Genomic DNA, 14,475 nt, shown 5'->3' with positions numbered 1-14,475 from the left:
ATTCCCACGACCTCATGGGAATCTCGCCTCCTCGAGGGACGGGCGGGGCCGCGCACGTCAGTACCCCAACAGCTTCGCGGACAGGTCCTTCATGACCTCGGTGGCGCCGCCACCGATGCCGAGGATCCGCGCGTCGCGGTAGTGGCGGTCGATCTCGGACTCGCGCATGTAGCCCATGCCGCCGAAGATCTGTACGGCCTCGTGCACGACGTGCTCGACGGCGGCGACGGAGACGTTCTTCGCGGTGACGGCGTCGAGGATCAGCGACGGGTCGGTCTTCGGCGTCTCCAGGGAACGCACGAGAGCCTGCCGCGTGAGGGCACGGGCCGCAGCCGTGCGTGCGTGCATGTCGACGAGCTTGTGGCGGATCACCTGGCGGGTGATGAGTGGCCGGCCGAACGTGTCGCGCTCGCGGGTGTAGGCGACGGCGAGGTCGAGGGCCCTCTGCGCGGTGCTGTAGGACTGCACGGCCAGGCCGAGCCGCTCGCCCACGAACTGCTGCATGACGAGGTAGAACCCGCCGTTCTCCTCGCCGACCAGGTTCTCGACCGGCACGCGGACGTCGTCGAAGGCCAGCTCGGCGGTGTCGGAGCAGTGCCAGCCCATCTTGCGCAGGCTCTTGCTCACGGTGAAGCCGGGCGCTCCCTTGTCGATGACGAGCAGGGAGATCCCCCGAGCTCCTTGGGTACTGGGCCCGTCGCCGCCGGTGCGGACGGCCGTGGTGACGAAGTCGGCCCGTACCCCGGAGGTGATGAACGTCTTGGCGCCGTTGACGACGTAGTGGTCGCCGTCGCGGACGGCGCGGGTGCGGATGTTCGCGACGTCGGACCCGCCGCTGGGCTCGGTGACGCCGAGCGAGCCGATCATGTCGCCGGCGAGCGTCGGGCGGACGTAGGCGTCGAGGAGGTGCCGGGCACCGGCGTCGATGATGTGGGGGACGGCGATCGAGTGGGTGAACAGGCTCGCCTGCAGACCGGTGGAGCCGCCGGCCTCGAGCATCGCCTCGGTGACGACGCACGCGTCGATCGCGTCCCCACCCGCGCCACCGACCTCCTCGGCGTAGCCGACGGCGAGGAAGCCGGCCTTGGCGGTGGCGGCGTGCAGCTCGCGCGGCAGCTGTCCGTCGTCCTCCCACTGCGGGAGGTGCGGGGTGATCTCCCGCACGGTGAACTGCTCCACCGCGGTGCGCAGGGCCCGTCGCTCCGGGGTGTTCCAGAGGTCGGTCACGATGAGGACTCCAGGGGTTCCGGCTCCGACAGGTGGGAGCGAGGGGTCAGCAGGACGGTCGGCGCGGGGACGACGCGGGCGCGCAGCCACTCCCCGAGGGCCTTCGCCTGGGGGTCGAGCCGGGTCGAGGACGAGACGCCCTCGCCCAGCAGGCCACGGATGACGACGTTGACCCCGCCGAGGTTCGGCAGCGGGTGCACGTCGACGTCGAGGGCCGCGGCCTCGGGCAGCCGGTCGCGCACCCAGTCGGGGTCGACGGTCGCCCCGAGCCAGTCGACCGCGTCGTCGCGGGCCGGGTGGTCGGCGGCGACCCAGATGCCGACGTTGGCGTCGCCGCCCTTGTCACCGGAACGGGCGTGGACGAGCTCGCCGAGAGGTCGGGACTCGGTGGGACCGAGGTCCGGGACCGTCCACGTCGCCACGGGCTCGACGTCCGATGACTCGACGGTCGAGCTCGGGGCAGGGATCTCCTCGCGGCGACCGTCGGCGTGGACGACCACGTGCGGCACCTCGTCCTGCGGCACGTACGCAGGCCGGTAGACGCCGAACGGTTCCCCCCGCCCCGGAGGCGCCGTGAGCGTGAACCCGGGGATCGAGGCGAGGGCGATGTTGACGAACGCGTCGCTGAAGGCGCGGCCGACAGGCTCGGGCCGCCCGCTCTTCGCCGTGCACCGCAGCACGGAGGTGGCCGCGGCCTGGCTGGGAGGGTCGAACACGTCGGTGCGGTCGAGGGTCCAGACGAGCTCGCCGGGCGGGTCGCTCTGCAGCGCCTGCTCCACCTGACGGCGCACCCAGGCGGCCTTGGGCTCCACGTCGAGCCCGGTCAGCAGCACCTCGACACCGTTGCGGAAGCCGCCGAGCAGGTTCAGGCAGACCTTGGTGGTCGCCGGCGGGGCGCTGCCGCGGACGCCGGAGATCCGGACCCGGTCCTGGCCGTCGGGGGCGAGCTCGACGGTGTCGAGGTGCGCGACCACGTCGGGGTTCAGGTAGTCGGTGCCCTGGATCTCGTAGACGAGCTGGGCGGTGACCGTGTCGACCGTGACGGCCCCACCGCTCCCGGCGTGCTTGGAGATGACGCTGCTGCCGTCGGCGTCGACCTCGGCGATCGGGAAGCCGAGCGGTCGCGTCAGGTCGAGGTCCCTGAAGCCGCTGAAGTTGCCCCCCGTGGCCTGGGTGCCGCACTCGATGACGTGGCCGGCCACGAGAGCGCCGGCGAGCGCGTCGAGGTCGTCGCGCCCCCACCCGTGGGCGTGGATGGCCGGCCCCATGACGACGGAGGCGTCGGTGACCCGGCCCGTCACCACGACGTCCGCGCCGGCGTCGAGCGCGGCAGCGATCCCGAAGGCGCCGAGGTAGGCGTTGGCGGTGACGACCTGTCCGAAGCCGAGCTCCTCGGCGCGCTCACGCAGGTCGTCGCCCTCCACGTGGGCGACGCGCAGGTCGAGCCCCTGCTCGGAGGCGATCTCGCGGAGCCGGTCGGCGAGCCCGGCCGGGTTGAGGCCGCCGGCGTTGGTGACCACGCGGACACCGCGCTCCTTGGCCAGGCCCATCGCGTCGTGCATCTGGCGCACGAACGTCTTGGCGTAGCCGGTGGCAGGGTCCTTCATCCGGTCCTTGCCGAGGATCAGCATCGTCAGCTCGGCCAGGTAGTCCCCCGTGAGGAAGTCCAGCTCCCCGCCCTCGAGCATCTCGCGGAACGCGGTGGGGCGGTCCCCGTAGTAGCCGGAGCAGTTGCCGATGCGGACGGTCACGCTCCGAGCATGACGGACACCGCAACAAACAGTCAACCCTGTTTGTTTTGTTGCTCGTCGCGTGGGCCGCGACGGTGGGCACGGTCCCGTCGCCGCAGCGCGTGCAGGAGGCGAGAGCTCGCGCGATCCACCCCGTCGGCGGATCGGGTGCACCGTCCAGAGCCGTCCTCGAGCGAACGGACCAGTGCCGCGAGACCCGGGCCGAGCCGTGCCGCGCGCCGGACGCGTCGGTCGCTCCACCACGCGGCGCCCGTCAGGAGCCAGGGCGTCGCCAGCACCGCGACGGCCGGACCCGCGACCGGGAGCACCCCGCGGTCGCGAAGGACGACGACGACCGCGACGACCGCGACGGACCCCGCGACCAGGAGTGTGAGCCTGAGAGGTCCGGTCCGCCCTACCCGAGGCGCGGCACCGCTGGACGGTGCGGAAGCGTTCGGTCGGTCGTCCAGTGGTCGCGTCGCGACCCCGTCGCGGGAGGCCGACTCACGCACGAAGGCGACGCCGCCACTACCTGTCGGGACCTTGCGATGGGTCAGTGGCACCTCCGGTGACTCCTCGAGCAACCAGTCCAGGCACGCTCGCCCGAGCGCCCCGGCCCGGTCGCACCCGGTCTCCACCAGGTCCTCGAACTCGAGGCCCCGCACCTCCGCGGCCCGTCTGACCGGGCTCGCCACCACGGACCGGTCGCGCCGATCGAGCGGTCCGGCCTCCCGCAGCGCGAGGATGAAGGCCACCCGCTCGACCAGGTCGGCCCGCCCCTCGGTCCCGATGCGGGAGGCAGCGGTCTCCACCCACCCGAGCAGCACCCACGCCTCCGACGTCGACAGGTCCTGCGAGCCGGTGCTCCCGACCCGGTCGACCCACCATCCGGACTCGGAGGCCAAGGACGTCTCCAGGCGCCGGGACCACGCCTCTCGCTCGGCGGTCGAGCCATCGTCGGGATGGTCCGCGAGGACGCCGATCATGACCCCGGTGTGCCTGGACGACCGCTGTGCTGCCGGTGTTCCCTCATCGGCTCAGCGCTCGACGAGGCGCTTCGGGTCGTTGCCCGGCAGTCCGGCGAAGGCTTGGACGATGGGCAGCCAGGCGGCTGCCTGCTCGCCCTCGGCGCGGACGTCGAGGTCGTCGAGGTGGCGCCGACGCGTCGCCAGCAGCGCGAAGTCCCATGCCGAGCCGGTGATGCGCTCGTCGGCGTCGTCGGGGCCCCACGTCCACTCCTCGCCCGACGGCGCGGTCAGCCGTACCTGGACGTCGACGCTCGGCGCCTCCAGACCACGGACCATGAACGCGAAGCCGCGCGTCCGCACACCGATGTGGCAGACGTGGCGACAGCGATCGGTCCGTGGCACCTCGACGCCCAGCGCCTCGGCGACGTCGTGGCCGTGCGCCCAGGTCTCCATGACGCGTGCCGTCGCCATGGAGGTCGGGCTCATCGGTGGCCCGAACCATGGCACCTTCTCCCCTGCCGGGACCGCCCGCAGTGCCTCGGACAGGCGGCTGCGCCCCTCGCGCCAACACACCAGGAGCTCCTGCGGGTCCCGGGCGGCCCACTGCTCGGCGGCCTCGTCCACGAACCCCGACGGGTTCGCGGCCGCCGCCTTCATCCCGGCCGCGAAGGCAGGGTCCCCGGTCACCGCCGCGACGGAGGCCTCGTCGGTCCAGGCGAGGTGCCCGACCTGGTGCGCGACCGTCCACCCCTCGGGCGTCGTGACGGTGGCCCATCCGTCGGCGTCGAGCGGCACGACCCACGACTCGAGCTGCTCGCTCTCGGCGGCCAGGTCGGTCAGGACGGCGTCGAGGGTGCTCATGAGCGCTCCAGCTGGGTCTCGAGGGTCAGGGCCCACGCGTCGAGCACGACGTCGCGGCGGGCGGTGTCGTCGCTGAGCGACGCGGCGAGGCCGAGTCCGCGCAGCAGGTCCAAGGTGGCCTGGACGAGGGCTCGGTTGGCTCCCCGCGCCTCGTCGACGTCGAGCAGGTGCAGGGCGTGCGCGTGGGTCTCGCGGCCCATGCGACGCTCCAACGGGGCGACGGCCTCGCGCAGCTCGGGGTCGGTCCGGGCCGCCACCCACAGCTCGAGGGCGGCGAAGAAGACCGGCGACGTGAACTGTGCCGCGAGCACGTCGAGCACCGCACGCGTCCGCCCGTGCTCGGGCAACGCCGCCGCCGCGTCGGTGAGGGTCTCTCGACGTCGCTCGGCGAGGTGCTCGACGGCGGCGAGCACGAGCGCCTGCTTGGTCGGGAAGTGGTGGAGCTGGGCCCCGCGGCTGACCCCCGCACGCTGGCTGACCACCGTCGTGGACGTGCCGGACCAGCCGAGCTCGACCAGGCACTCGACCGTCGCCTCCATCAACCGCAGCCGCATGGCGGCCGTCCGCTCGGCCTGCGGGGTTCGCACGGGGCTCATCGGGGCATCATGATCGCCGGCCGTGAAAACCGTCAAGTCTGCTTGTTTCTCCGACACCACCGACGCTCCCGTGTCGCACGGCCCCACCGGGTTACGTTGCGCTCGGAACGTCGGCCTTCGCCGACCCGCTCAGGAAGGCCCTCGCCGGGCGCCGACTCATCATGGCCCCCGTGCTCGCCGTCACCGCCCTCGTCGCCGCCGTGCTCCTCGCGGCCACCGCCGGCGCCGCCACCGTCTCGTTCAACGTGACGCCGACCTCCGGCCCCGGTGCCGTCACCATCGACTGGAACGTCGCACCGCAGGAGGGACGGACCATCGAGTCCATCACCGCCCGCTCCGAGCCGGCGACGGACTTCGCCGGACCCGTCGAGGACGCGGTCGGCACCCTGTCCATCAATGTGCCCCGCTCGGGCACGTACACGTTCACCGTCGAGGTGCTGGAGAGCGGCGCCGACGAGCGCGTCGTCGAGAGCCGCACCGTCGAGGTGACGTCGGCCGCCCCGCCCGCCGATGAGGAGAAGGGCGAGGCCCAGCCGGAGACCGAGCCCTCGCCCGACCCCGAGGCGACGACCGGTGACGACACCGACGACCAGACACCGACCCGCCCGACCGACATCCCCGACGCTGGCGTCGCCGCAGGACCCACGTCCACGTCGAGGGACAACGACGGCACCGCCCCGGTGGGGCCGCTGCGCTCCGCCGACTGACGACCCGCCCCGATGAGGAACCTCCTGGCGACGATCGTCGCGGGCCTCGTCCTCGCCGGCGGGTGGGCGATGCACCACGACGAGCCCGTCCAGGACGCGCGACCCGCTCCCGAGGGTCCGGTCGGCGGCCCACACCGTCGAACCGCTTCGACCGGTCGCCCACGTGCCCGCGGCCCCGACCCCCGGACCCACCACGACCGGCACTCCCGAACGGCTCGTGATCGACGGACTCGACGTCGACGCCCCCGTCGAGCCCGTCGGCATCACCTCAGGCGGCGGCCAGGAGGTCCCGCACTTCATCGACACCGTCGGGTGGTGGCGCGACGGCGCGGTGCCGGGAGCGCCCGGGAACGCCGTGGTCGTCGGTCACACGGCCTCCGCTGCCGACGGCGTGTTCGACCGGCTCGGCGAGCTCGCACCGGGCGACGAGGTCCGCGTCACCGGTCCAGACGGCACCGTCGTCTTCGTGGTCGAGCGGACCCGCACCCTCACCCCCGAGGAGTTCCGCCGCACCGCCCCCGAGCTCTACCGCACCGACGGTCCGAGCGGGCTCGTCCTCAGGACCTGTGGCGACTGGAACGGCAGGGAGTTCGAGACGACCGTCGTCGTCACGGCCGCGCTCGCCTGAGCCCCGCGCCCGCGGCGCAGGACGACGCCGGACCAGGTCGTACCACGGACCCCCAAACGGTGCTACGGTGCCATCGCCCGTCGGCGCCGTGCCGACCCCCATCGGGAGGATCCCCATGCGTCGACTTCTGCTGCTGCCCGTACTCGCCCTCGTGGGGGTGATGTTCGTCGCCTCCCCGGCCAACGCCGCGACCGTCGACCTCTCCGTCGACGAGACCACCATCACCGCCGGCGGCACCGTGACCCTCTCCTGGGTCGTGCTGCCCGAGGACGGCGGTGCGACCACGCTGACCGCCTCCTCCACCCCGGCCACGAGCTTCGACGGCGAGCGCGAGGCCCTCACCGACGAGGAGGACGTCGTCCTCACCGAGCCCGGCGAGTACACCTTCACCCTCTCGGCCACCGAGGACGGCGTCACCTTGGACGGCACCGGCTCCGTCACCGTGACCGTCGCCCCTGCCCCGACGATCATCGACGTCCCCGCCGTGACCTTCCCCGACCCGTGCACCGTCGTCCTCCCGCCGACGGAGAACGTCAGCTACGGCGTGGGCTTCGGCGGGTTCGGCAACGAGGTCCCGGCCGGGACGCTCGACCTCGCCGACTACTTCAACGGCGGGTTCCCGGTCGAGTTCACCGCCGTGCCCGACGAGGGCTTCGCGTTCCCCGAGGGAGCCACCTCCCGCTTCCCGGTCACCGTGTCCCCCGACTGCCTCGGTGGTGAGATCGTCGAGTCCGGCCTGGTCGAGACCAGCGCCGTCTGCCAGGGCGTGACCTTCACCAACGTCTCCGACGACGACCTCTTCGTGCTGTACGGCGACGAGGACGAGGACCGTCCCGACGGTGAGTTCGAGCTCGCCGTGGGTGCGAGCCGCACCATCGACACCGAGCGCGACCTGATCATCTACGTCGCCATCGCCGGGTCCGAGGAGGTCGTCCAGATCAACGAGGTCGAGGTCGAGCAGGACTGCGCCCGCGCCGCCGCCCTCCACCCGACGGTCGCCCCGGCCGCCGGCAGCGGCACCGGTGGCTCGGCCGCCGGGCTCGGTGCGCTCGCCGCCCTGACGCTCGCCGGTGGAGCCGCGCTCGGCGCCCGTCGCCTGCGTCGCACCGCCTGAGCACGACCCGACCGTGAAGAAGGACCTTCCCGCTGCCCTGGCAGCCTGCCTCCTGCTGCTGGCGGGGGTCCTGGTCAACCTGCCGACGGACCGGCCCGATCCTGGGCCGGTCCGTTCGGCGTCCACCCCCGCCTCGCCGTGGGCCTCCGCCGACCGCGACCTCGTCGACGGGTCGACCGGTGCTCCCGAGCGCATCGAGATCGAGTCGCTCGGGATCGATGCACCGGTCGAGCCGGTCGGCACGACGCCGGAGAACGCCCAGGAGGTCCCGGCGGCCCTCGACGAGACCGGCTGGTGGCGTGACGGCTCCGTCCCGGGCGAGGACGGCAACGCCGTCATCGTCGGGCACACCGCGTCCTCCGACGACGGTGTCTTCGACCGCCTGGTCGACATCGGGTCCGGCGACGAGATCCTCGTGACCGGTGAGGACGGCACGGCCGCCTTCACCGTCACCCGGACCGACGTCGTCCCCGTCCCCGACTTCGCGACCGTCGCCCCGGACGTCTATCGCAGCGACGGCGCCAGCGGTCTGGTCCTCATGACGTGCGGCGACTGGAACGGCGAGGAGTTCGAGACGACGGTGATCGTCTTCGCCGAGCGCGCCTGAGACCTCAGCTGGCCTGGAAGAACCACCGGCGCCGGCGGTCGCGGCCACTCGTCTCGAGCTCGACGTCGATGACCTCGTCGTCGGCAGAGGTGGTCGGCTCCTCGACGACCTCGCCCTCCAGGGGCTCCTCGTGGCGCCCGGAGTCGTCGCTGGCGCGCTCCGCGGCCTCCCCGACGGCGCGGCGGGCGAAGTCGGCGGCCAGGCGGAGGGCCTCTCGGCTCTCGGGGATCGCATCGACCATCACCGGGAACGCGTGCACCTGCCCGCGCCACAGGTGCGTCTCGACGGGCACGCCACGCTCGCTCAGCAGCAGAGCCATCGCCTCGATCTCGGGGCGCAGCATCTCGTCCTCGACGCCGACGAGGAACGTCGGGGAGTCGATGTGGTCGGCGGCGTCGAGCGGGGAGTCCTCCCCCTCGATCTGCGAGCCCTCCGGGAGCCAGCGTTCGCGGATCAGCCCGACGCGACGCATCGGCAGGTAGGCGTCGCGGACCCGGGTGACCCGCTTGACCTGCTCCTTCTCGTGGTCCGGGTCGAGGCTGAGCAGGGGCGAGAAGCCGAGCAGCGCCGCCGGCTGCTGCAGGCCTCGGCGGGTGGCGAGCTCGGCGACCTTCATGGTCAGGTAGCCGCCGGCCGAGTCGCCGGCGACGACGATCTTCGTGGGGTCCTCGGCGATCTCCAGGAGGCCCTCGTAGGCGGCGATCGCGTCGGCGACCGACGCGGCGACGGGCCCGTCCGGGAGCTGGGTGTACTCGACGGACACCACGGTGCCGCCGGTGTAGAGGGCCAGACGCTCGCAGATGCGACGGTGGGTCTCGATGCCGCAGGAGAAGAAGCCACCGCCGTGCAGGTACAGCACCGTCATGGCGCTGGTCGGGCCGTAGCGGTGCGTCATCGACTCCACGTGCACACCGCCCAGCTCGAAGGCGACGGGCTCGACGAAGCGGGACCGCGGCCCCTTGGCGGCCCTGGCGTCCAGCGATCGCATCAGGGTGAGGCTGCGGTCGTTCAGGGGCGCGAGGTTCAGCAGCGGCTTGAACACGAGTCGGGCCGTCCGTCCGAGGATGCGCGCCCGCAGGCTGGTCTCCTCGTGGATCACCGCCTCCTCGTGGACGACCCGGAACTCGCGGGGCCGCTGGCGGAGCGGGACAGGGACGGTGATGCGCACGCGTCGTCGCGACTGCTGCGACGACGCGGGTTCGTCGACGGGTGGCCGCACGAGGTCCACGATCCGATCACGCAGCCGTCGCCAGAACACCCGCCGAGCGTACCGCCGGTATGCGAGCGCGACAATCGTCCCGGTCACACCCCCGAGTGGCGTATTCCGGGTCGCGAGTGGCGCACAGTCTCCCGCGAGTGGCGCGATCTGGCGCGACACGCCGTCTCGGAATCCCCCGTTTGCGCCACTCGCGGGGGTGGGCCGGTGCGGGCCTAGGATGAGGCGCATGGTGACCCTTGCCGAGCTCCAGGTCCGCACGCTCGGTCCGGCGAGGCACCCGTCGCCCCTCGCGCAGTACGTCGGCGGCCGGGCCACCAACGAGTACTACGTGGGCGAGGACGACCGCATCCTGTTCGACGACACCATCGAGCTCATCCGCCGTCGCGGCCTCCCGCTCGAGGAGCTGCCGTCGTTCGAGACCGGCGGGCCCCGCGACACGCTCTTCTTCGACCCCAAGCACGTCCGCGTCGGCATCGTCACCTGCGGCGGCCTGTGCCCCGGCCTGAACGACGTCATCCGCGCGCTCGTGATGGAGCTGCACGAGCACTACGGCGTCCACGACGTCATCGGCTTCCGCAACGGCTACGCCGGCCTGAACCCCGAGCACGGTCTCGAACCCATCCAGCTGACCCCCGGGTTCGTCGCCAACATCCACGAGCGCGGCGGCACCGTCCTCGGCTCCTCCCGGGGCGCTCAGGACGTCGACGTCGTCGTCGACACGCTGCAGGCACGCGGCATCGACATCCTCTTCGTCATCGGCGGCGACGGATCCATGCGTGGCGCCCACCGGATCGCGCAGACCGCCCTCGAGCGCGACGCCGACATCGCCGTCGTCGGCGTGCCCAAGACCATCGACAACGACATCCCCCACATCGGACAGAGCTTCGGGTTCCAGACCGCCTACTCGCGGGCGGCGCAGTCCATCAAGGCCGCCAAGATCGAGGCGGAGGCCTCCATCAACGGTGTCGGCCTGGTCAAGGTCATGGGACGCCACGCCGGGTTCATCGCCTGCTACTCCGCGCTCGCCGGCCACGACGCCGACTTCGTGCTCATCCCGGAGGTGCCCTTCTCCCTCGACGGCGACAACGGCGTGCTCGAGCACGTCCGCCGCAAGGTCCGCACCCAGGGACACGCCGTGCTCGTCGTCGCCGAGGGCGCCGGCCAGGAGCACCTGCCCGACGACGGGGCCACCGACGCCTCCGGCAACGCCAGGCTCGCCGACATCGGCCGTCTCCTGCGCGAGCGCATCACCGCCGACTTCGCCTCCCGCGACGAGGAGGTGCTCTTCCGCTACTTCGACCCCGGCTACTTCATCCGCTCCGTCCCCGCGGAGCCGTCGGACTCCGTCTACTGCTCCCGCCTGGCCCAGACCGCCGTCCACGCCGGCATGGCCGGCCGCACCGACATGGTCGTCGGCCGACGTCGACACCGGTTCGTGCACGTGCCGATCCCGTACGTCACCCACCGCGCCCACCACGTCTCCCCCGACGGCGACCTCTGGCTCAGCGTCCTGGAGTCCACGGCACAACCGTTCGACATGCGCTGAGCGCCCGGCGACCAGCGACCGACACCGACACCGACACCGACACCGACACCGACACCGACAGCAGTCCGGATCATGAGACATCGAGCCACGGACCGGATGGCGTGCCACGGTGGAGCCCCACCCTCGTCCCACCCCGGAGGTTCGTCATGAGCGAGAACTGGTCGTTCGAGACCAAGCAGATCCACGCCGGCCAGGTGCCGGACCCCACCACCGGCGCCCGCGCGCTGCCGATCTACCAGACCACCTCGTACCAGTTCCGCGACACCCAGCACGCCGCGGACCTATTCAGCCTGGCCGAGCCCGGCAACATCTACACCCGCATCATGAACCCGACGCAGGACACCGTCGAGCAGCGTCTCGCCGCGCTCGAGGGCGGGGTCGGCGCGCTGCTGTTCGCCTCCGGCCAGGCCGCCACCACCGGCGCGCTCACCAACGTCGCCGAGGCCGGCGACCACATCGTCGCCTCCGCCAGCCTCTACGGCGGCACCGACGCCCTGCTGCGCCACACGTTCCCCAAGCTCGGCATCGAGGTCTCCTTCGTCGAGGACAACAACAACCCCGACGCATGGCGCGCTGCGGCGAAGGACAACACCAAGGCGTTCTTCGGCGAGACGATCGGCAACCCCAAGGGCGACATCCTCGACCTCGAGGCGATCAGCGCCGTCGCCAAGGAGGTCGGCGTGCCGTTCATGGTCGACAACACGGTCGCCACGCCGTACCTGCTGAACCCGCTGAAGCACGGCGTCGACACCGTCATCCACTCCGCCACGAAGTACATCGGCGGCCACGGCACCACGATCGCCGGAGTCGTCATCGACGGCGGCACCTTCGACTACGGCGCCCACGGCGACAAGTACCCCGGCTTCACCACCCCCGACGCGAGCTACCACGGTCTCGTCTTCGCCGAGGCGCTCGGCCCGGCGGCGTTCATCGCCAAGCTGCGCGTGCAGTATCTGCGCAACGTCGGCCCGGCCATCGCTCCCTTCAACGCCTTCCTGCTCGCCCAGGGCCTGGAGACCCTGAGCCTGCGCATGGATCGTCACATCGAGAACACGCGCAAGGTCGCCGAGTGGCTGCAGGCGCGCGAAGACGTCCAGAAGGTCACGTGGGCCTCCCTCGAGGGCAACGCGTACAAGGAGCTCGCCGACAAGTACGTCCCCCGCGGCTCCGGCGCGGTCCTGACGTTCGAGCTCGAGGGCGGCGTCGACGAGGGCCGCCGCTTCATCGACGCGCTCGAGCTGTTCAGCCACGTCGCCAACATCGGTGACGTCCGCTCGCTGGCCATCCACCCGGCCAGCACCACCCACTCCCAGGGCACCCCCGAGGAGCACGCCGCCACCGGCGTGACCCCGGGTCTGGTGCGCCTCGCCGTGGGCCTGGAGGGCATCGACGACATCCTCGCCGACCTGGACGCGGGACTGCGCGCGGCCAAGTGAACCCACTCCCCCTCACGGATCTCCCCCTCGTCACCGGCGCGTGGCGGGAGGGAGATCCGGTCGGTTCCCGACGCTTCGTCGACGTCGGCGACGTCGCCCTCGAGTCCGGCACCACGATCCCGGACGTGCGCGTCGCCTACGAGACGTGGGGGACGTTCACCGGCGACAACGCCGTCCTCGTCCTGCACGCCCTGACCGGCGACTCCCACGTCGTCGGCGAGGCCGGTCCGGGCCACCCCTCCCCCGGATGGTGGGAGACCGCGATCGGACCCGGGCGACCCATCGACACCGACCGGTGGTTCGTCGTCGCACCGAACATCCTCGGCGGCTGCCAAGGCACGACCGGTCCCGCCTCGGCCGCCCCGGACGGCTCCGCCTGGGGCAGCCGGTTCCCCGATCTCACCGTGCGCGACCAGGTGCGCGCCGAGGTGGCCTTCGCCGACGCGCTGGGGATCGAGCGCTGGTCGTGCGTCGTCGGCGGGTCCGCCGGCGGCATGCGGGCCCTGGAGTGGGCGATCGAGCACCCCGAGAGAGTCCTGCGGCTCTTCCTGCTCGCCACCAGTGCCGCCGCGTCGGCCGAGCAGGTCGCGCTCTCGTCGGCCCAGCAGGCGGCGATCCTCGCCGACCCGAACCACCGCGGCGGTGACTACTACGACGTCGACACGGCCGCGGGCGAGCGTGGGCCGGTCGCCGGCCTGGACGTCGCCCGGCAGGTCGCGCACATCGCCTACCGCAGCGAGGCCGAGCTGCAGCAGCGGTTCGGCCGGGAGGTCCAGGACGACGGTCGCTTCGCCGTCGCGTCGTACCTGCAGCACCACGGTGCGAAGCTGGTGCGGCGCTTCGACGCGAACTCCTACCTCGTCCTCACGCGCGCGATGGACTCCCACGACGTCGCCCGCGGACGTGGCACGACGGCCGAGGCACTGGCCCGGATCACCGCCAGCACCATCGTCGCGGGCATCGACTCCGACCGGCTCTACCCCCTGCACCAGCAGCGCGAGCTCGCCGAGCACATCCCCGGCTGCAAGGGCCTCGACGTCATCTCCTCCCTCTACGGCCACGACGGGTTCCTGGTCGAGGCCGACCGGGTCGGCGAGCTCGCGGCCGCGCTCATGGCACGCCGCGTCGTCTGAGACCTCAGAGGCCGACGGTGCCGGCGAGGCCGGCCACGTGCGCATCCAGGAAGCCGGCCGGGTCGGTCAGCGTCCCGGGGCCGTACTGATCGAAGACCTCGAACGTCACGGCACCGACGACGGCCGACCACAGGCCGAGGGCACGTGCGAGGTTCACCCTGGGGAGCGAGAGCCCGTACTCGGTGGCGATGCGCTCGAGGTCGGCGCCCAGCGCTGCGGGGACCTCGCCGTCGACCTCGCGCACGCGACCCTCGGCGTGCGCCCGCTCGAGGATGCCGACGAGGGCGACGACGAACCGGGTGCCGGGCTCGTTGGTCAGGCCGGCAGGTGCGGCGTACCCGGGGACGGGCGTGCCGTGGAGGAGGGCGAAGCGCGACGGTTCGCGCAGGCCCCACGCGCGCAGCGCTCGCGCCGCGGCCTGCAGCTGTGCCGTGGGGCTCTCGTCACGGGCGTCGTGGACGGCCGCCTCGACCTCGGCGCCCACCTCGTCGTACGCGTCGACGATGAGCAGGGTGAGCAGGGCGTCGCGGTCCTTGACGTACCGGTAGATCGCCGAGGAGACCACGCCGAGCTCGCGGGCGACGGCCCGCAGCGAGAGCTGTGCCGGGGTCGACGTCGCGAGCTGCTCGCGTCCGATGCGGACGATGTCGCGCATCGTCTGGTCCCGGGCGAGCTGTCGCGGGGTGGTCACCCGGTCACGCTA

The 14,475-nt window shown here is 72.4% G+C and carries 14 protein-coding genes; 7 read left to right on the top strand and 7 right to left on the bottom strand.

The features are described 5' to 3' along the window. Positions 1–57: 57 nt before the first annotated feature. Genes ABD213_RS04530 through ABD213_RS04510 form a run of 5 tightly spaced genes read right to left on the bottom strand, consistent with a single transcriptional unit; the run spans position 58 to position 5,382 of the window. Complete coding sequence (locus ABD213_RS04530) at positions 58–1,227, bottom strand: acyl-CoA dehydrogenase family protein (protein WP_344324996.1); 1,170 nt, start codon at positions 1,225–1,227, stop codon at positions 58–60. Then, positions 1,224–2,978, bottom strand: coding sequence for an acyclic terpene utilization AtuA family protein (locus ABD213_RS04525; protein WP_344324993.1), 1,755 nt, complete (start codon positions 2,976–2,978; stop codon positions 1,224–1,226). The genes ABD213_RS04530 and ABD213_RS04525 overlap by 4 nt, the downstream gene beginning before the upstream one ends. Before the next feature lie 32 nt (positions 2,979–3,010). Next, positions 3,011–3,943: a hypothetical protein gene (locus ABD213_RS04520; protein ID WP_344324990.1), complete on the bottom strand. Its 933-nt coding sequence runs from the start codon at positions 3,941–3,943 to the stop codon at positions 3,011–3,013. 51 nt (positions 3,944–3,994) lie between these two features. Then, on the bottom strand, positions 3,995–4,786 hold the full coding sequence (locus ABD213_RS04515) for a TIGR03084 family metal-binding protein (RefSeq protein ID WP_344324987.1): 792 nt from the start codon (positions 4,784–4,786) through the stop codon (positions 3,995–3,997). Beyond that, entirely contained in the window at positions 4,783–5,382 is a 600-nt protein-coding gene (locus tag ABD213_RS04510; RefSeq protein WP_344324984.1) for a TetR/AcrR family transcriptional regulator, read from the bottom strand. The genes ABD213_RS04515 and ABD213_RS04510 overlap by 4 nt, the downstream gene beginning before the upstream one ends. 170 nt (positions 5,383–5,552) lie before the next feature. On the opposite strand from ABD213_RS04510, the gene ABD213_RS04505 reads away from it, so the two are divergent. The 4 genes from ABD213_RS04505 (at position 5,553) to ABD213_RS04490 (ending at position 8,438) form a co-directional block, all read left to right on the top strand. Next, positions 5,553–6,089 (top strand): hypothetical protein, encoded by a 537-nt coding sequence (locus ABD213_RS04505; RefSeq protein ID WP_344324981.1) that lies wholly within the window; start codon positions 5,553–5,555, stop codon positions 6,087–6,089. A gap of 163 nt (positions 6,090–6,252) precedes the next feature. Next, positions 6,253–6,717 carry a class F sortase gene (locus ABD213_RS04500; RefSeq protein WP_344324978.1) on the top strand — a complete coding sequence of 155 codons (465 nt, stop codon included), beginning with the start codon at positions 6,253–6,255 and terminating at the stop codon, positions 6,715–6,717. 115 nt (positions 6,718–6,832) lie between these two features. Then, positions 6,833–7,831 (top strand): cupredoxin domain-containing protein, encoded by a 999-nt coding sequence (locus ABD213_RS04495; RefSeq protein ID WP_344324975.1) that lies wholly within the window; start codon positions 6,833–6,835, stop codon positions 7,829–7,831. A gap of 13 nt (positions 7,832–7,844) precedes the next feature. Continuing rightward, complete coding sequence (locus ABD213_RS04490; protein ID WP_344324972.1) at positions 7,845–8,438, top strand: class F sortase; 594 nt, start codon at positions 7,845–7,847, stop codon at positions 8,436–8,438. Positions 8,439–8,442: 4 nt separating this feature from the next. Here ABD213_RS04490 and ABD213_RS04485 read toward each other — a convergent pair whose 3' ends face one another. Next, positions 8,443–9,696: an alpha/beta hydrolase gene (locus ABD213_RS04485; protein ID WP_344324970.1), complete on the bottom strand. Its 1,254-nt coding sequence runs from the start codon at positions 9,694–9,696 to the stop codon at positions 8,443–8,445. A 187-nt stretch (positions 9,697–9,883) separates the two neighbouring features. Between ABD213_RS04485 and ABD213_RS04480 the strand changes: the two genes are divergently transcribed. The 3 genes from ABD213_RS04480 to metX all read left to right on the top strand — a co-directional run bounded on the left by ABD213_RS04480 (position 9,884) and on the right by metX (position 13,772). Then, on the top strand, positions 9,884–11,203 hold the full coding sequence (locus ABD213_RS04480) for an ATP-dependent 6-phosphofructokinase (protein ID WP_344324967.1): 1,320 nt from the start codon (positions 9,884–9,886) through the stop codon (positions 11,201–11,203). 146 nt (positions 11,204–11,349) lie between these two features. Beyond that, entirely contained in the window at positions 11,350–12,639 is a 1,290-nt protein-coding gene (locus ABD213_RS04475) for a bifunctional o-acetylhomoserine/o-acetylserine sulfhydrylase (RefSeq protein WP_344324964.1), read from the top strand. Further along, positions 12,636–13,772: a homoserine O-acetyltransferase MetX gene (metX, locus tag ABD213_RS04470; RefSeq protein ID WP_344324961.1), complete on the top strand. Its 1,137-nt coding sequence runs from the start codon at positions 12,636–12,638 to the stop codon at positions 13,770–13,772. The genes ABD213_RS04475 and metX overlap by 4 nt, the downstream gene beginning before the upstream one ends. 4 nt (positions 13,773–13,776) lie before the next feature. On the opposite strand, the gene ABD213_RS04465 is transcribed toward metX, so the two are convergent. Further along, complete coding sequence (locus ABD213_RS04465) at positions 13,777–14,463, bottom strand: TetR/AcrR family transcriptional regulator (protein WP_344324958.1); 687 nt, start codon at positions 14,461–14,463, stop codon at positions 13,777–13,779. Positions 14,464–14,475: the final 12 nt, after the last annotated feature.

The sequence above is a fragment of the Aeromicrobium halocynthiae genome, from assembly GCF_039531385.1.
Classification (GTDB): Bacteria; Actinomycetota; Actinomycetes; order Propionibacteriales; family Nocardioidaceae; genus Aeromicrobium; species Aeromicrobium halocynthiae.
The sequence above is the reverse complement of the archived record's forward strand: the minus strand, read 5'-3'. Positions and strand labels throughout refer to the sequence as shown.